This is a genomic window from Paraflavitalea pollutisoli, from assembly GCF_029360705.1.
GTDB lineage: Bacteria > Bacteroidota > Bacteroidia > Chitinophagales > Chitinophagaceae > Paraflavitalea > Paraflavitalea pollutisoli.
Genome location: NZ_JARKMX010000008.1, coordinates 3158022 through 3175606 on the forward strand (window position 1 = coordinate 3158022; position 17585 = coordinate 3175606).

At 48.6% G+C, this 17585-nt stretch carries 18 protein-coding genes; 7 read left to right on the forward strand and 11 right to left on the reverse strand.

The features are described 5' to 3' along the window. Positions 1–5 precede the first annotated feature (5 nt). On the forward strand, positions 6–524 hold the full coding sequence (locus tag P2W70_RS26215; RefSeq protein ID WP_276484520.1) for a hypothetical protein: 519 nt from the start codon (positions 6–8) through the stop codon (positions 522–524). Positions 525–551: 27 nt separating this feature from the next. After that, positions 552–743 carry a type II toxin-antitoxin system antitoxin gene (locus P2W70_RS26220; RefSeq protein ID WP_276484521.1) on the forward strand — a complete coding sequence of 64 codons (192 nt, stop codon included), beginning with the start codon at positions 552–554 and terminating at the stop codon, positions 741–743. A gap of 379 nt (positions 744–1122) precedes the next feature. Here the strand turns inward: P2W70_RS26220 and P2W70_RS26225 are convergent, their stop codons facing one another. Both P2W70_RS26225 and P2W70_RS26230 read right to left on the reverse strand, forming a co-directional pair. Next, positions 1123–3513 carry a M1 family metallopeptidase gene (locus tag P2W70_RS26225; protein ID WP_276484522.1) on the reverse strand — a complete coding sequence of 797 codons (2391 nt, stop codon included), beginning with the start codon at positions 3511–3513 and terminating at the stop codon, positions 1123–1125. Further along, positions 3467–4105 (reverse strand): HupE/UreJ family protein, encoded by a 639-nt coding sequence (locus tag P2W70_RS26230; RefSeq protein WP_276484523.1) that lies wholly within the window; start codon positions 4103–4105, stop codon positions 3467–3469. Before P2W70_RS26230 ends, P2W70_RS26225 begins: the two co-directional genes overlap by 47 nt. A 59-nt stretch (positions 4106–4164) precedes the next feature. Here P2W70_RS26230 and P2W70_RS26235 point away from each other — a divergent pair, with 59 nt between their 5' ends. Next, entirely contained in the window at positions 4165–4698 is a 534-nt protein-coding gene (locus P2W70_RS26235) for a DUF6702 family protein (protein WP_276484524.1), read from the forward strand. Positions 4699–4819: 121 nt separating this feature from the next. On the opposite strand, the gene P2W70_RS26240 is transcribed toward P2W70_RS26235, so the two are convergent. The 3 genes from P2W70_RS26240 to P2W70_RS26250 all read right to left on the reverse strand — a co-directional run bounded on the left by P2W70_RS26240 (position 4820) and on the right by P2W70_RS26250 (position 7750). Further along, positions 4820–5719, reverse strand: a complete 900-nt coding sequence (locus P2W70_RS26240; RefSeq protein WP_276484525.1) for a carboxylesterase family protein — start codon at positions 5717–5719, stop codon at positions 4820–4822. A gap of 289 nt (positions 5720–6008) precedes the next feature. After that, on the reverse strand, positions 6009–7307 hold the full coding sequence (locus P2W70_RS26245; RefSeq protein ID WP_276484526.1) for a hemolysin family protein: 1299 nt from the start codon (positions 7305–7307) through the stop codon (positions 6009–6011). Continuing rightward, on the reverse strand, positions 7304–7750 hold the full coding sequence (locus tag P2W70_RS26250; protein WP_276484527.1) for a phosphatase PAP2 family protein: 447 nt from the start codon (positions 7748–7750) through the stop codon (positions 7304–7306). Before P2W70_RS26250 ends, P2W70_RS26245 begins: the two co-directional genes overlap by 4 nt. Before the next feature lie 242 nt (positions 7751–7992). Between P2W70_RS26250 and P2W70_RS26255 the strand changes: the two genes are divergently transcribed. From P2W70_RS26255 to P2W70_RS26270, 4 genes are all read left to right on the forward strand, one after another. Further along, positions 7993–9969 (forward strand): LTA synthase family protein, encoded by a 1977-nt coding sequence (locus P2W70_RS26255; protein WP_276484528.1) that lies wholly within the window; start codon positions 7993–7995, stop codon positions 9967–9969. Between the two features lie 237 nt (positions 9970–10206). Beyond that, entirely contained in the window at positions 10207–11586 is a 1380-nt protein-coding gene (gene glmM / locus P2W70_RS26260; RefSeq protein ID WP_276484529.1) for a phosphoglucosamine mutase, read from the forward strand. Positions 11587–11678: 92 nt separating this feature from the next. Then, complete coding sequence (locus P2W70_RS26265) at positions 11679–12311, forward strand: peptidylprolyl isomerase (protein ID WP_276484530.1); 633 nt, start codon at positions 11679–11681, stop codon at positions 12309–12311. Positions 12312–12335: 24 nt separating this feature from the next. Continuing rightward, positions 12336–12575 carry a hypothetical protein gene (locus P2W70_RS26270; protein ID WP_276484531.1) on the forward strand — a complete coding sequence of 80 codons (240 nt, stop codon included), beginning with the start codon at positions 12336–12338 and terminating at the stop codon, positions 12573–12575. Positions 12576–12591: 16 nt separating this feature from the next. On the opposite strand, the gene aroQ is transcribed toward P2W70_RS26270, so the two are convergent. The 6 genes from aroQ to rpsD form a co-directional block, all read right to left on the reverse strand. Beyond that, positions 12592–13014, reverse strand: a complete 423-nt coding sequence (gene aroQ / locus P2W70_RS26275; protein ID WP_276484532.1) for a type II 3-dehydroquinate dehydratase — start codon at positions 13012–13014, stop codon at positions 12592–12594. A gap of 46 nt (positions 13015–13060) precedes the next feature. After that, on the reverse strand, positions 13061–13846 hold the full coding sequence (locus tag P2W70_RS26280; RefSeq protein ID WP_276484533.1) for a hypothetical protein: 786 nt from the start codon (positions 13844–13846) through the stop codon (positions 13061–13063). A 73-nt stretch (positions 13847–13919) separates the two neighbouring features. Further along, the gene (gene carA / locus P2W70_RS26285; protein ID WP_276484534.1) at positions 13920–15029 is read right to left on the reverse strand and encodes a glutamine-hydrolyzing carbamoyl-phosphate synthase small subunit; all 1110 of its coding nucleotides are present in this window, start codon (positions 15027–15029) and stop codon (positions 13920–13922) included. Positions 15030–15216: 187 nt separating this feature from the next. Continuing rightward, entirely contained in the window at positions 15217–15702 is a 486-nt protein-coding gene (gene rplQ, locus P2W70_RS26290) for a 50S ribosomal protein L17 (RefSeq protein ID WP_276484535.1), read from the reverse strand. 112 nt (positions 15703–15814) lie between these two features. Beyond that, positions 15815–16816 (reverse strand): DNA-directed RNA polymerase subunit alpha, encoded by a 1002-nt coding sequence (locus tag P2W70_RS26295; protein ID WP_276484536.1) that lies wholly within the window; start codon positions 16814–16816, stop codon positions 15815–15817. Between the two features lie 124 nt (positions 16817–16940). Beyond that, positions 16941–17546, reverse strand: coding sequence for a 30S ribosomal protein S4 (gene rpsD / locus P2W70_RS26300; RefSeq protein ID WP_276484537.1), 606 nt, complete (start codon positions 17544–17546; stop codon positions 16941–16943). Positions 17547–17585 lie beyond the last annotated feature (39 nt).

The following is a 17585-nucleotide window of genomic DNA, read 5'->3' on the forward strand; positions in this document are numbered from 1 at the left end:
CGGCCATGAAAGTTGCTAAACCCACCGGCAAAATACTATTCCAGGAAGCCCAGCAGTTTCGGCAGCTTTGGCTTTGGGCCTTACTGATCTCGGGTACCTTGTTGCCACTGGTGCTGACTAGTGTCTTTGCCTGGCGCGATCCTAAAGTGTCTGCCCTGCAATCGATGGGCATCATGGCAATTGGTATTGTAGTACCGGGCATCAATTTCGTCATCTTTTGGGTTACCAAACTGGAAACGGTCGTAACCGATGAAGGGCTGTTTTACCGTTGGAGACCTTATTTCAGTAAGTATACAATGCTCAACTGGCAGGAGATCGACGCGGTCACCGTACGTCGTTACCCTAACCTGAAGTACGGCTATCATACCAATCGCGAATTTGGAAAAGTGCATAATATCGATGGTAACAAGGGCGTGCAGTTTGAGCTGGTAAACGGGAAAAGGGTCTATATTGGCACGCAGAAATTAACCGCCCTGCAACATGCGCTCGAGCAGATGAAACCGGTAAAGGTCAATAGAAAATGATGGTTGAATGCATTAAATCCACTTGTAGTGAGTAGTAGTAAGAAAAACTTTGTACTGCGGATCGACGAAGAAACGTTCAAGACCCTGGAGAAATGGGCCGCGGATGAGTTTAGAAGTGTGAATGGTCAGCTGGAATGGATCATCGATCAAGCGCTGAAGGAGAGCGGCCGAAAGAAAAAGGTTGATAACCAGCCACCAGCCGACGGACCGGAAGGTTAATACCCTTTTAGTGGTATCCTTGACCAACGGTACCCGGAACTGTCGCTGTTGTCGTATCTTTACATCACCATTAACTACTAATAAAACCCACGCCATGAACAAAACTTTCCTTTTCTTTTGGGTACCTGTGGTCGTTGCCCTGGTCGGATTACTGGCCAAAGCCTGCCACTAAACAACATAAAAGCATTTTCTCAGCCGGGTCCAGACCCGGCTTTTTTTATGCGCCAAAGTGGACGAGTGGCAAGAAGGGCTTTGGGATCATGCCAGCTAGGCAGGTTGGCCGTATGAAACTAGGAGCACCTGCGGCCACCAACCAACTGAATAAAAAAAGAGGCTGCTCCTGGGAGACAGCCTCTTGAAAAAATCATTCAATCGTTGATTAGAACCCTTTCTTCTTCTCTTCAGCCTTCTGCATCGGATTGATGCCGGTAGACTGTCCACGCGTGGTACCTTGTTTTGACTTGAACACCGTAAATTTCGACGGTGCCGCAATAGTACCCCAGGTATTGTTGCCTTCGTTGATGTCGGCCGTTTCACGCAATGGGTCGAGCTTGATGGATTCTACCTCTTTGTCTTTCATAAAGGTCTTCACCACTTTCTGCTCGTTGAGGCGCCAGATCTGTGCAGGGATGCGGTCGATCTCTTTGCTGCCATCTTTATAAGTCCACTCGATGATGATCGGCATTACCAGACCACCCTTGTTGCTCAGTGTTACTTCATAGAAATGTTTGCTGGCCGCTTTTTGCTTACCGGCTTCATCAGCACCTTCGATGAACGAATTCACAGGCACCGTGTAGGTCGTAGAGTCATAAGCCTCCAGACCGCGGGCATAACGCCAGTAGAAATCACGCAGGGCAGTATCCTGGTTGGTCAGGTATTGGATGTTCTTATCTGCCAGGTTGCGTTGTTTGGAGATATCTGTTTCGTAAGCAGATACCATCGGCTTGTCCAGCTTGCGGTTGGCAGTAGCTCCTTCTTTTTGTGCAGGAGGATTGTAAGAAAGATCTGCTTTGAAATATTTTACCGTATCCAGGGCGATATCGCAGGCATCGGTACCGAAGAACCAACCTCTCCAGAACCAGTCGAGGTCTTCACCGGAAGCATCTTCCAGCGTACGAAAGAGATCAGCAGGCTCGGGATGTTTGAATGCCCAGCGGCGTGCATATTCTTTGAAAGCGTAGTCGAACAGATCGCGGCCCATGATGGTTTCGCGCAGCATGTTCAAACCGGTTGCGGGTTTGGTATACGCATTCGGACCAAAACCGATGATGTTTTCAGAGTTGGACATGATAGGCTCCAGTTGGTTCTTAGGCAAACGCATATAGTCTACGATCGCCCAGGCTGGTCCTTTACCACGTACAGGGAATTTCTCGTCATACAGCTCTTCGGTCAGGTACTCGACGAAGGAGTTCAGGCCCTCATCCATCCAGCTCCACTGACGCTCATCGCTGTTGATGATCATCGGGAAGAAGTTGTGACCTACTTCGTGAATGATCACACCGAGCATACCATATTTGCTGGCTTCTGTATAGCTGCCATCCTTTTCGGTACGGCCATAGTTGAAGCAGATCATGGGATATTCCATGCCATTGGCAGCTTCTACACTCTGCGCAACGGGGTAAGGATAGGGAATGGTGAACTTGGAGTAGCTCTTAATGGTATGTGCCACGGCCTTGGTAGAGAACTTCCGGTACAGACCGTAAGCTTCCTTACCATAGAAGCTCATACACATCACCTTCTTGCCTTCTACAAAAGCAGGCATGGCATCCCAAACGAATTTGCGGGAAGAGGTCCAGGCGAAGTCACGAACATCATTGGCTTTGAAAATCCAGGTCTTCTTGGCACTGCTCTTTTGTCCTTCTGCCTTTTTAGCTTCTTCGAGGGTTACTACTTCCACCGGTTCTTTGGAAGCCTGCGCTTTTGTCCAGCGACCCAATTGAGCAGGTGTCAGCAACTGGGCATAGTTGGTACATTCACCGGTACCACCTACCACGTGGTCGGCAGGTACGGTCATCTGTACTTTGAAGTTGCCGAACGTGAGGGCAAACTCGCCACGGCCTGTGAACTGGTGATTTTGCCAACCCACAGCGTCACTGTATACGCAAAGGCGGGGATACCACTGAGCCATCGTGAACAGATGGTTGCCATCTTCGGGGAAGAATTCGTAACCGCCGCGACCGCCAAACTTCATGCGATCGGAGATCTTATAATTCCAGTCGATGGTGAAGATAAACTGCTGGCCGGGCTTCAGCGCGGTGGGCAGTTCAACCCGCATCATCGTCTTATTAACCGTGTGTTTCAGTTGCTTGCCGAGGGCATCGGTCATCTTCACGATGTTGATACCATAGCCGTTGTCGGCACGATCAGCTTCGAGTTGTTCGATAGCTGCCACGTTCAATTGAGACGACATGGTACGGCTGTTCTGGTAGTTGGCATTGTTGACGGTGCTGTGCTCGTTCTCGTCCAGTTGCAACCAGAGGTAGGTCAGCGTATTGGGCGAATTGTTGAAATAAGTGATCTTCTCACTGCCCGTCAGCTTGAGGTTGGCTTCATCCAATTCGCACTTGATGTCGTAATCAGCACGCTGCTGCCAGTACTTAGGGCCTGGTGCGCCACTGGCTGTGCGGTACTCATTGGGCGTGGGAAGCATAATGCCCAGTTGTTCAAATTTGTTACCGTGGTTGGAGCCGGGGTTGTTTTGTATGTTTTGACCATACGCCACACTAAACAGTCCCGCGACTGCCGTTGCCACGAACAGAGACTTTCTCATCATGTGTGTTTTTATTAGTAGGAAATCGTTGAAATGCCCAAATCAGGGAGAATACCAGGATAATGGCCGAAGCAAACCGTAACCATCCGGTTCTCGATAGTTTCAACAGCTGCACCACGATCCACGACAGGAACAGGATCAGCACGACCACCAGCAACTGTGCCAACTCGATACCGAGATTGAAGGCCAGCAGGTGCGACACCAACCCTTCTTTGCCCTCGAGACTCAGGAATTGACCGGCGAAAGCCAATCCATGGATCAATCCAAAGAACAGGGCGAAAAAGTAGATCAGGGGCAACTTTTGCTGCTGCGGTGCTGCCGGCTGCGTAATATTATTGATACAGGTAGCCGCAATCGTCAGCGGAATCAGGAATTCGATCCAGTCGGTAGAAAAGTTAACGTAGTTCAGGGCACTCAGCGCCAGGGTAATAGAATGCCCGATGGTGAATGCCGTAACCAGGATCACTACTTTTTTCCAGTCCTGCCACAGGTAGCGCAGGCACAGTGCCATCACAAACAGGATGTGATCCATGGCTTCCAGGGTAAGGATGTGCTCTACGCCCAGTTGAAAATAAAATGTAAAATCTTGCATGGTACCAAAAGGGTACCAAAATAATTAAGAGATTTGTAACAGAAAAATTTAAGATGTTAATGGTGATACCTCTCTATAAGTGGTTATTGTTGTGTACCAACCTGCTACCGAGTGCCAGTGAGCCTACCCATGCCTCCCCTACCCCGGCGGTCGTTCACCCCCTCTATGTAAGTGTAACGGAAGTCAATCACAATGCCACCGACAAAAACCTGGAAATAGGCTGTAAGATCTTTACCGACGATTTCGAGAAGACCTTGACGGCCTTGTATAAAAAGAATGTAGACCTGATCAACCCCAAGGATAAGGCTGAAACCGACAAGCAGATCGCTGAATACGTCCGCAAGCGGTTTGTGGTAAAACTGGATGGGAAGGAAGTGAGCCTGGAATTTGTAGGCTTTGAGCGTGACAATGATGTTATCTGGAGCTATTTTCAGGCGCCGGCACCCCTGGTACCGAAGAAAGTAGAGATTACGAATAGCATACTATACGAGTTATACGACAAGCAACTCAACCTGATGCACGTTACGGTGGGTGGTGTGCGGAAAAGCACCCGGCTGAATTATCCGGATAAAGAAGCCCGCCTGGAGTTCTAAAAAAAAATGGTGCAGCGCTTAGCGATTCTAATCAGAGCCTTGACCAGCTATCTTTGCGCTGCACCGGGCGTTTGCCAATAGGTTATGATTAATTCTCGTATTGATTAAATGGTTAGGGAGACTACTTACCTCGTTTATACTGCAACATCCACTCGTACATATTCATATTATTCTCTTTTGTATTCACATTCAACGCCTGGCTCCAGGCATCATGACCGCCGGTAGCCCAAAGCGTCAGCTTAGCCTTGATCGGAGGATTGAGCGCATTGATCTTATTGACATAGCCGGTTGAATTGCTGGCGGGCACCGTGCCATCGTCGGAGCGGTGAAAGGCCCATACTGCCAGGCCTGTGCTGGCCATCACCTTGGCCTTTGCATCATTCGGTCCCGAGGCACCACAAATAGGTACGATCGCCGCAATACGGGCACCATATTTACCACCATAATCCCAGGTATAACCACCGCCCATGCTCATCCCACTCACATACATACGGGTAGTATCGACCCGGTATTTTTTGATGGCATAGGAGATCATGTCATTGATATCATTGGCCGTGGTGCTATAGTCCCACTTCTTGATCTGCGGTGTGATCACAATAAAAGAGAAATTCTGGTTGTTGACCTTGAAATTGGGCGGCCACACTTTGTGTTTGATCATGCCGGCAGGGCCCACATTGCCCGCATTGGCGAGGTCAGTTGTACCATTGCCCAATTCGCCTATGCCATGTACGAATACCAGTAAGGGATAACGCTTAGTGGTACTGTCATACAAGTAAGGCAGAGCAGCGTGAAAGCCTCCTATGTTTTTGTTTACGTTCTCCGATAATGCCTTCTGATTGGGCAATTTCGTCTCTACCACATTGTTATACTTGTTCTCTACCGGCGGAGGCTTGGTACCGGGGTTACCGGTGGCCGGTTTCTCTGGTGTCTCTTCGATGGGAGTACCAGAATCTTTTTTACAGGAGGTGGCTGTTACGATGGGCACCAACAGTATCAGCAGGAATTTGATCGCGTTTTTCATAAGTTTAGACGTTGATTGATGTAACGGATCGGATGAGTCAAAGATGGTGCCATTTTGATCGCCGGTCAAGCGTAGAAGTGATCGAAATGTTAAAACCGTATTTATACGGGAGCAGCCGGAACATTACCAGCCACAAAACCGCGCTAAGCGGCCACTGTATTGAATTTCAGGTCACTCTGCCTTTTGACAATCATCAAAGCGATCACTGCTTGCGATATATCAAAAGAAAACGGGTAATGCCCTTGCGTGACATTACCCGTTATATCGTGTACCCGGCGGGGTATTATCCTTAATCTTCTTCCATTTCCTCCTTGATGGCATCGGATATATTGATCAGCACCTTATCGATACGTTGTGCATCCATATCGACGATCTCCACCCGGAAGCCTTTCCAATCCAGGGTATCGCCCGTATGTGGTATGCGCTCCAGTTTGTGTAGAATAAAGCCTGCGAGCGTATCGAATTCCTGCTCGCCTTCGTGCATGTATTCCGTTTTACCAAACCGCGCGAGGAAGTCGTAAAAGGGGATCTGTGCGTCGATGAGGTAAGAGCCGTCCTGTCTTTCCACGATCTCATAATCCTGGTCATTGATCTCCGGCATACCACCTACGATGGCCTCGAGGATATCATTGAGCGTGATCATGCCCTGCACGCTACCATATTCATCCACAATGAAACAGGCATGGTTGCGGGTAGCTTTGAATTTCTCCAGTACATTATAGGCCGTGACATTTTCCGGTACGAAAAGTGCCGGCTTCATGATCTGTTTAAATAAGGTGAGGTCATTGGTGACATACATATCCTTGAGGGATATCATGCCTTTAATATTATCCAGGTCGTCCTCGCAGATTGGGTATACCGAGTGGGGCTCCAGCACGATCTTATCTTTTATGGATTGCTCGTTGTCGTTGACATCGAACCAGATAATATCGCTGCGGTGTGTCATCAGCGAGGTGATGTTGCGGTCGCCCAGGTGAAATACCCGCTCGATGATCTCCTGCTCTGCCTCTTCGATCGTACCCTGTTCGGTTCCTTCGCTGATGATGGCCTTGATTTCTTCTTCCGTTACCTGGTTGTCTTTTGCTTTGATGCGCAACAGGCTTACGATAAGCTGGGTCGATTTGGTCAGCAACCAGATAAAAGGATACGTGATGATGCTGACGATTCGCATGGGGCCAGCTACTGCTTTCGCAATAGCCTCAGGTTTGGAGAGACCAATGCGTTTAGGTACCAGTTCACCCAATACCAACGAAAAATAGGTGATCAGGATAACCAGTACCGTAGTTGCCAGGCCACTGCTGTATTGCCGGAGCGAGTCGAACCCATTGAAATATTCCACCAGGTCCGTCTTCAACTGCTCGCCCGAATACACACCTGTCAAAATACCGATCAGCGTGATACCGATCTGCACAGTAGACAGGAAGTGGTCGGGATGATTGGCCAGCTTCAAAGCCTCTTTAGCCCGCTTATCGCCTTTGTTGGCCTGCGCTTCCAGCCTGGCCCTCCGGGAGGATACCAGCGCAATTTCGGCCATTGAGAATAATCCGTTCAGAAGTATAAGTCCAAGTATTATAAAAATCTCAGTCATGTGGGCTGTTGATTTGTCGAAGCTAATCTAAGTATTCCGATCTTGTTATTAAATAATTTGCCGGTGAACAATCCAATTCCACAGCCTATCAGGGAGCCACAGATTACGTCGACTGGATAATGAACCCCCACATATACCTGCGTGTAGGCGATCACAAAAGCCCAGCCGAAAAAGAGGGCTGCCCAACGCCCCCAAACACTCCGCAGGGTCAGGTAAAAAAACATGGCCTGCGCAAAATGGCTACAGGCATGTGAAGAGGTAAAACTGGAGCTCCTGGGACAGTAATTGATAAAAAAGCGCAGCAACGGCGCCACCGCCGGATCCTGGCAGGGACGGTCGCGCATAACGATCTGTTTGATGATCTGGCTACTGATGATATCTGCCAGTGCAGCGGTAAGGACCACGCCCAGCACCCACCATACTCCCCGCATGCCAAAATTCATGATCGTATATAAAATAAGGAACAAGTATAGCGGAATCCAGAACAATGTTTCCCTCATAAAAGGTAAAACAGCGTCCAGCGTCGAGCTGCTCCAATCCTGGTTTATGTGCGTAATGAGCCAGGTATCAAAGGGTTGTATCTGTTGCCAGATGGTTAATAGTCCCGAGGCAGGATCAATTATCATGGCAACAAAAATAAAGAAAAGCAAGGATTCCCTTAATTTTAACGCCTTATTTCATTGTAATGAAACGAATTATGAAGCTGCCTGCGATTGTTCGGTGGATATGCTGGACGGGACTTACGTTGCTGATACTGTTCACGCTGATGCGGTGGGGGCTTTATTTATTCTTTAATAGACAGGGAAATACGTTTGCAGACCTTTCCAGCAGCTTCTTCCTGGGCCTGCGTTTCGACCTACGCACCATTTCCATCATACTCCTGGTGATGCTGTTGCTCGGTAGCCTGCCCTGGCTGCATCCTTTCAAAAGTAAGTATGGCCGGAAATTCTGGACCATCTTCCTATACATCATCGTATTCCTGGTGCTGTTCTTATTTGTAGTGGATTTTGCACACTACGCTTATCTGGTACAAAGACTGAATGCCAGCGTGCTGAATTATCTGGAAGATGCTGGTATTTCGATGAACATGGTTTGGCAATCGTATCCCGTGATCAGACTGGTATTGGGCCTGGTGATCACGACCTGGATGGTCATGTGGTTTATCCGCCGGGCTTACCGTCGCGTACGCAACCGTCCTTCCGCTGCCACGAAGCGCTCACGGATCATCAGCGCTGTAGTCTTGTTCCTGGTCCTCGGCTTTTTCATCTTTGGCCGCTTCGATCAGTACCCTTTACGATGGAGCGATGCGTTCGCACTGGGTAGCGATTATAAAGCTAACCTGGCACTGAATCCTTTCGAATCTTTCTTTAACTCATTCAAGTTCCGCAACAAGTACGATGAGAAGAAAGTAAAAACACTGTACCCAACGATCGCAAAATATTACAACCTCCCCCCTTCTGAAGCGCCTTTGAACTATACCCGGACCGAGCAGCCCAATGCCAACGGCATCAGCACCAAGCCCAATATCGTATTGGTGATCTGCGAGTCTTTTAGTGCTTATAAAAGTTCGATGTGGGGCAATCCGCTTAATACCACCCCTTTCTTCGATAGCATGAGCCGCGCCGGTTTGTTTTTCGATCATTGCTTCACGCCTACTTATGGTACGGCACGTGGCGTGTGGGCAACGATTACCGGTACACCGGATGTAGAAACCCCGAAAACGGCCAGCCGCAATCCGGGCGCTGTAGATCAGCATAGCATCATCAACGACTTTACTGGTTATGAGAAGTTTTATTTCTTAGGAGGCAGTGCCAGTTGGGCCAATATACGTGGCCTGCTCACCAATAATATCAATGGACTGAAACTGTATGAAGGCGAAGATTATCAATCACCCCGCGTCGACGTGTGGGGCATTAGTGATAAGAATCTCTTCCTGGAAGCCAACAAAGTGTTAGGCCAACAGGATAAACCTTTCTTCGCTGTGATACAAACGGCAGACAACCACCGGCCCTATACGATCCCCGAAGAAGACCGGCAGGAATTCAACAAAGTAAATGTGTCGTCGGATTCCCTGCGCCGCTTTGGATTTGAGAATATCGAAGAGCTGAATGCCTTCCGGTACACCGATTTCAGCTACCGGAAATTCATCGAAGCAGCACGAAAAGAAAAGTATTTCAACAATACCATCTTTGTATTCATCGGCGATCATGGTATTCCCGGCAATGCGGGTGACATGTTTCCGCAGGCGTGGACGGAACAAAGGCTTACCTCCATGCACGTTCCCTTGCTGTTCTATAGCCCGGGGCTCGTGCAGCCACGTCGTTCCCGTGTTATATGTTCGCAATTGGATGTATTGCCTACCATCGCCGGCCTTTCCAATATCGGCTATACCAATACAACGCTGGGTAAAAATCTTCTGGATACGACCAGTCAGGCCTTTGCCTTTATTTTCGATCCCGATAACAATCTCTCTGGTATCGTGAAGGGCAATTACTTTTACCGTCAGCAGAAAACCGGCCAGGGAGAACTGTTTTCCATTATCAACAACGAGACTCCTGTTGGGGATACCGCAGCTGCTGCCCGTCGCGAATTGGGTCAACTGACGGAAGCCCTGCATGAAACGGCGAAGTACCTGTTGTTGAATAATAAAAAGAAACATTAAGATAATATCACGCGCAATTGACAATTGCCGGTAAGCACCCCTGTTTGGGGGCATTTAATGGCCCCGTAATATGAACAACCGTTTGCCCTTGCTTATCCACAACTGCACGTGAAGTCTTTATAATTGACTAATTTCCCGGCTCGATGCTTGTCTGTCTCATCCTAAAATACCCATAAGTGGTATTTCTGCGTGGTAGCAAACACCCTATTTTTGTAACTGATAAAAACTCATGGCACTGTGGCATTGATCAAAAGCATATCAGGCATTCGCGGTACAATTGGCGGAAAATCTGGTGATAATTTAACTCCTCTCGACGTTGTAAAGTTTTCAGCAGCTTATGGCAGCTGGTTATTGGGCAAAGGGACCAACCGTAAAGTAGTGATTGGTCGCGATGGCCGTATCAGCGGATCCATGGTACAACAACTTGTTGTCAACACATTGATCGGCCTCGGCATCGACGTGGTCGATGTGGGACTGTCTACCACTCCTACTGTTGAATTGGCCGTTGTTTGGGAAAAAGCAGCGGGAGGTATCATCATCACCGCCAGTCACAATCCCAAAGAATGGAATGCCCTCAAGCTCCTGAATGAAAAGGGCGAGTTCATCAGTGCTGCCGACGGCGCGATCGTACTGGAAAAGGCCAGCAAAGAAGATTTTGCCTTTGTGGGTGTAGACAAGCTCGGTACTTATACTGTTAGTGATTCCACTTTACAGCAACATATTGACGCGATCCTGGAATATCCGCTGGTACACGTAGAAGATATCCGTAAAAAGAACTTCAAGGTCGTGGTAGATGTGATCAATTCTACCGGCGCCCTCTTCGTACCCCCCTTGTTAAAAGCGCTCGGAGTAGCAGAAGTGATCCTGCTGAATGGAGAACTGAACGGCAAGTTTGCCCACAATCCCGAACCGCTTCCCGAAAACCTTACCGAACTGAGCAACGCCGTGCGTAAGCACAAAGCCGATATCGGTATTGCTGTAGACCCGGATGTAGACCGCCTGTGTTTCGTTTGTGAAGACGGCAGCATGTTTGGTGAAGAATATACACTGGTGGCTGTGGCAGATTACATACTCAGCCAACGGAAGGGTAATACGGTCAGCAATATGAGCAGCACCAAGGCGCTGAAAGAAGTAACGATCAAGCATGGTGGAGAATACCACCCTTCTGCCGTGGGCGAGGTCAATGTCGTGACGAGGATGAAAGAAGTGAACGCAGTGATCGGTGGTGAAGGCAATGGCGGTATCATTGTGCCCGATTTCCATTATGGCCGTGATGCCCTGATCGGTATCGGATTGTTCCTGAGTTCGCTCGCTACGCACAAGAATGGCATGAAATCATTCAGGAACCGTTATCCGGATTATTTCATTTCCAAGAACAAGATCGAGCTGGAAAATGGCATCGACGTAAAAGCCATCTTCGAACGTATACAGAAAAAATACAAGAACCAGCCGGTAAACACGGAAGACGGTTTGAAGATTGAATTCGACAGCGATTGGGTACACCTCCGCACGTCCAATACGGAGCCAATCATCCGGATCTATGCAGAAAGTAATTTTGAAACGACCGCCAACAACATCGCGTTGCGTTTGATGCAGGATATCAAGGAGTCCTTGTAACCGCAGTACTCCACGTAATAGAAGACCCGTCAGGCAATTCCCCTACCAGGGAAGGGACCTGACAGGTCTTTGTCTTTTAGTACCTTTACCCTATGAAACCGATCATTGTGCTGCTCCTCTTACTGGCTTTGGCTCCTGTACTCTTCGCGCAGCGAAAATCGGTAGCGCAGATCAAGGCGGAGCTCGAGAAGGCGACCAACGGCCCCTTGTATGTCAAGGAGGTGCTGAAAAAACGGTTTGTGATCGACACCATCCTGGTGCGTAGCCCACAGTCTTTTTTTGGCCTGCCCGACAGCCTGGCCTATCATGGCAAGGTAGGCAAGGTATATGGCCCGTACCACAATGGAAAAACGCTGGTGCAGATACTGGCCAAGGCCAATGCCACGTTTAATCACCCGGGACAGATCTTCCTCGACACCTCGGTGTTTTCCAAAAGGTTTGCGGATTCGCTGTCAGACAATATCATACAACGTGTACGAAGCGGAGCAGCCAGTTTCGAAACGATGGCACAAACCTATTCGATGGGGGGCGAAGCGATCACCAAAGGTGATCTGGGTTGGGTGGCCGTGGGTTACATGATGCCGCAGATCGAGCAGGAACTGGCCCGGCGGAAGAAAGGAGATCTGTTCAAAGTATGGACTGCCAATGGCGTTCACATCATCCGCAAGCTCGACGATCCCAAACAGGACATTGGTTCTGCGCTGATGCTGCGCATTTTTTTATAATCACCCCAGCTACCATCAACCAGTATGAAAAAGCTGCTAATCATGGGCTGTTTCGGAATGGCTTCCTGCCAGGAAGCGACTACCACCGTACCACATCTTATAAAGGATGCCGAAGAAAGGCGCCAAAAAAGCGACAGTATTATGAAAGCATTTAAAGAAGTTAATGAATCCATCAAGGCTTCTAACAAGGCAGTTCCCGGCACCAATGACTCAGCCTTGCAACGACTTGACAGCCTGGCTAAGGGCGTGGGAGCATTCAAATAGCAGCCCGCGCAATAACCTACTGCCGGGTCAGCAGAAACTGCAAAGCCAATTCATAGCCTTTCAGCCCCAGGCCGATAATACTTCCGGCAGCCTTGGCAGATACATGGGATAATTTACGGAACTCTTCCCGCGCGTGTACATTGGAGATATGTACTTCTACTACGCGCGTTTTGATGGCAGCGATAGCGTCGCCGATCGCTACTGAGGTATGGGTATAGGCAGCGGGATTCATGATGATGCCATCGTAATCAAATCCTACTCGCTGCAGTTCATTGACCAGCTCCCCTTCTATGTTGCTTTGAAAATAGTGCAACTCGACCTGGGGGTATTGTGCTTTCAGGGCTTCGAAAAAGGCTTCGAAAGACTGGCTGCCGTAGATGCCAGGTTCACGTTTGCCCAATAAGTTCAGATTTGGTCCGTTGATGATGGCTATTTTCATGCGTTGTGCTGTTGTGCCAAAAATACAATAATGCAGGGATTACCGCTTAGGGGCAGCTGTAATAATAGTGGCGGGTAGCAGTGAATTCAATGTTGTTGTTGGTCATATTCCGGAGGCGGGCGATAGACGTTACTACCTTTCCCTGCGTATTGAGCCCATAGCTGATCTCGTAGCTCAGGCCACCGTTTTGGATCGTTTTAGGTAACAACTTCGATTGGTGTATGAACATATAAGCCGGGAATATATCATCCATGCCCAGGAAATTACCGTAGTTGTAATATGCCAGGTCACCGAATGGATTGGGAATATCCGTGTACGTGATTTGCCATACGCCCTGCGAGGCATTACTGGGATTGAATTCTTCAAACTTCGTCAGGTTGCCCGCCGCGTCGTGGGCGAAGGTATAGTTCCAGGTGGGTTCCCAGGTATTGATATTGAGGTAAAAACTGGCGGCAACCGACAATTGGTCGCCAGCCGCATATTGCATGGTGGTTTTGTTTCCCAGCCCTTCTACTTCGATCACTTTGCCCACCGGGTTGTATTTGAAACCGAATCCCCCGCCCGATAAAAAGCCATAAAAATCTGGATACTTATTATTGCCCGAGTAGGTTGGCGTAAGGGTGTCCGAGTAGGAACTATCGATCAAAACGGCTATCCGCTTTTGTGCATCGTATTTGATGATGAAGACGCTATCATCGATCCCTGTTCCCTGCACAATGCGGGTCAGCAGGCAATCGCCCGGAGGAGGGGTCGCATCGAAGTCATTGACTTCCTTCTGACAGGCTACAACGACGAAGACAAGGGACAGCAGCAGCAGGTATTGATTCCTCAAGGCAGTTGGGTTGAATGGTTATAAAAGAAAGTTGCACAACGCGGGGGTTGTGCAACTATACGCTATAACTAATTTACTGCTTTTTTTCCTTTACCAGGTTGATGAAGTCATCAAACAGGTAGCGGCTGTCGTGCGGTCCGGGTGTCGATTCCGGGTGATACTGCACGGAGAACGCGGGTTTGTCGGTGAGGCGGATACCTTCGATCGAATTGTCGTTGAGGTTGACGTGCGTCACTTCTACGTTCTTCGCTTTCTTCACAGATTCGGGATCTACACCAAAACCGTGGTTTTGGGTAGTCACTTCACATTTGCCGGTGAGCAGGTTCTTGACCGGGTGGTTGAGGCCGCGGTGACCGTGGTGCAGCTTATAGGTGTCGATGTTGTTGGCCAGTGCCAACAGCTGGTGGCCCAAACAGATACCGAATGTGGGCTTGTTTTCGTTCAGGATCTCCTTTACTGTCTCTACGGCGTAATCCATCGCAGCCGGGTCGCCAGGGCCGTTAGAGATGAAGTAGCCATCGGGATTGAAAGCTTTCAGTTCTTTTACAGAAGTCTTAGCCGGGAACACTTTCACGAAAGCGCCTCTGTCGACCATACACTGGAGGATATTGCGCTTGGTGCCATAGTCCATGACAGCCACTTTTACAGCCGCAGTAGCCTCGTCACCCATGGTATAGGTGGATTCGGTAGATACGAAGCTGGCGAGCTCCAGTCCGTCCATGCTGGGTACTTCGGCCAGCTTCTTCTTCAGTTCTTCTACGTCGAGGATCTCGGAAGAGATGATGCAGTTCATGGCACCTTTTTCGCGTACATGCGTTACCAGAGAACGGGTGTCGACGCCTTCGATACAAACGATGTTGTTGTCCTGAAGGTATTTGTCGAGCGAGTTGTCGGCCAGTTTGCGGGAATACAGCTCTTCGAGGTTACGGCCAATCATGCCGCGGATCTTCACGCTGTTGGACTCTACATCTGTGTTTTTGGTACCATAATTACCAACATGCACATTGTTCATGATAATGATCTGGCCATAGTAGCTAGGATCAGTGAACACTTCCTGGTATCCGGTCATACCGGTATTGAAACAAATTTCCCCGGCAGTAGTACCGATCTTTCCAAATGCTTTACCATAGTGTACGGTACCATCCGCCAATAACAGAACAGCAGGTTGTTGTGATGTGGACATGTGTAGTGAAAAATTTTGCAAAGAAAAGAATTATTGTATGTATTTGAAGTTAAAATTGTTCACAGGTTGTTCCGATATATAGGGTAACTAATTGCATGCCAGTGGCATAATGTTCCCAAATCGGCCTAAAAAAAGCCCCGCACTGAAAAGGCGGGGCTTTTTGATATCAAAAGAATTCAAATCATGCTTATTCAGCGGCTTTTTCTTCGGTAGTGCCTTCTTCGCCCTTTGCTTCACCGGCTTTTTTGCTGGTTCTGCTACGACGTGTTTTCTTAGCAGGCTCTTTAACCTCTGTTTTACCTTTACCGTAGATCTCGTTGAAGTCTACGAGTTCGATCAGCCCCATTTCGGCGTTATCACCCTGACGGATGCCGAGCTTAATGATGCGGGTGTAACCACCGGGGCGACCACCGATCTTCTCAGCGATAGGTCCAAACAGTTCAGTTACAGCCTCTTTATCCTGCAGGTAGCTGAATACTACACGACGTTGGTGTGTGGTATTGTCTTTACCCTTGGTGATCAGTGGCTCGATGTACTTACGCAACGCTTTGGCCTTGGCGAGGGTAGTAACGATTCTTTTGTGAGCGATCAGTTCGCAGGTCAGGTTGCTCAGCAACGCTTTCCTGTGGGAGGCGGTTCTGCCCAGATTGTTGTTCTTGTCTCCGTGACGCATGACGTTTACAATTTACCGACTGTACCGTGTCAGGAATTACAGTCTACGTTTGAAAATATGGTAAGAAGAAGCCGGGGGATACCCCGGCTCTTGCTACCGGTTATAATTTTTACTAGAGCTCTTCTTTATCCAATCCCAGCTTGCTGAGGTCCATACCGAAGTGCAAGCCTCTTTCTGCGAGTACCTGTTCGATCTCGGCCAGTGACTTCTGACCGAAGTTGCGGAACTTCATCAGGTCTTCCTGTTCGTATTGAACCAGTTCGCTCAAAGAGTTGATCTTGGCTGCTTTCAAGCAGTTGAAAGCACGTACGGACAGATCGAGATCTTCCAACGGTGTTTTCAGGATCTTGCGCAGTTGCAGCATTTGCTCATCCACCACATCTTCTTTCTTGTCTTCCTTGTTGTCGAAAGTGATGTTTTCGTCGGTGATGATCATGAGGTGCTGGATCAGGATACGGCTGGCTTGTTTCACCGCCTCTTCCGGATGGATGGTACCATCGGTAGTAACGTCCATGATCAGCTTCTCATAGTCGGTGCGTTGTTCCACACGCGTGTTCTCGATAGCGTACTTCACATTCTTGATCGGTGTGAAGATCGCATCGGTGGGAATATAACCGAACGGAGCATCTTTTACCTTGTTATCTTCTGCAGGTACGTATCCACGACCTTTAGCGATAGACAGTTCGATGTCCAGTTTGGCTGAAGTATCCAAAATACAGATCAGCAGATCGGGGTTCATGATGTCGAAGCTTTGTGTGGCTTCGCCGATCATACCCGCTGTAAATTCAGCTTTGTTCTTGATGCTGAGGGTGATCTTCTCCTGGGCTACATCATGGTCCACTTTCTTTTTGAAGCGAACTTGCTTGAGGTTCAGGATGATCTCGAGTACGTCTTCCGTGATACCCTTGATGGTAGCAAACTCGTGGTCTACACCTTCAATACGGATACCAACGATGGCATACCCTTCCAGTGAGCTCAGCAGCACCCTGCGCAAGGCGTTACCAATGGTTACACCAAAACCGGGTTCCAACGGGCGAAACTCGAATTGAGCTTCAAATTCCGTTGCTTTCTGTAAAACGATCTTGTCTGGCTTTTGGAAATTTAAAATGGCCATATTTTAGATTTCTGTTTTTTACTTGTTCGAAGGCCGGCCGGGGCCGCCTTAAACGATGAACATTTGGGATTGCTGTAGTACAGAGTAACGGATCAGGCGGCTGTCAATAGCCACATACTCACGATTACTTAGAATACAACTCAACAATCAACTGCTCCTTAATGTTCTCAGGCACGCTTTCACGCTCAGGATAAGCTACGAAAGTACCTTGCATTTCAGTCTCGTTCCAGTCGATCCAGGAGAACTTTTGGTTCTTGCCACGGAATTGGCTGGTGATAGAAGTGTTTGCCTTGTCTTTCTCCTTAACGCTGATGATATCACCTGGCTTCAGTTGGAAAGAAGGAATGTTTACCACTTCACCATTTACAGTGATGTGCTTGTGAGATACTAACTGACGTGCACCGGGACGGCTGGCAGCCAGACCAAGACGGTATACGGTGTTGTCCAGACGAGCTTCGAGCAGCTTGATCAGGTTCTCACCGGTAACACCCTTGATACGGTTAGCTTCTTCAAAAGTCTTACGGAATTGTTTTTCCAGAACGCCGTAAGTGTATTTAGCTTTTTGCTTTTCTTTCAACTGAATAGCATACTCACCGGGTGCTTTACGTTTCTTGTTACCACCGTGCTGACCGGGAGGATTGCTGTTCTTGCTCAGGTATTTACCATTGCCTAAGATAGGCTCACCGAAAATGCGGCAGATTCTTGTTTTTGGGCCTGTATAACGTGCCATAATTGTTTAAGTGATTTTTTGGTGTCGATGCCTGATCAA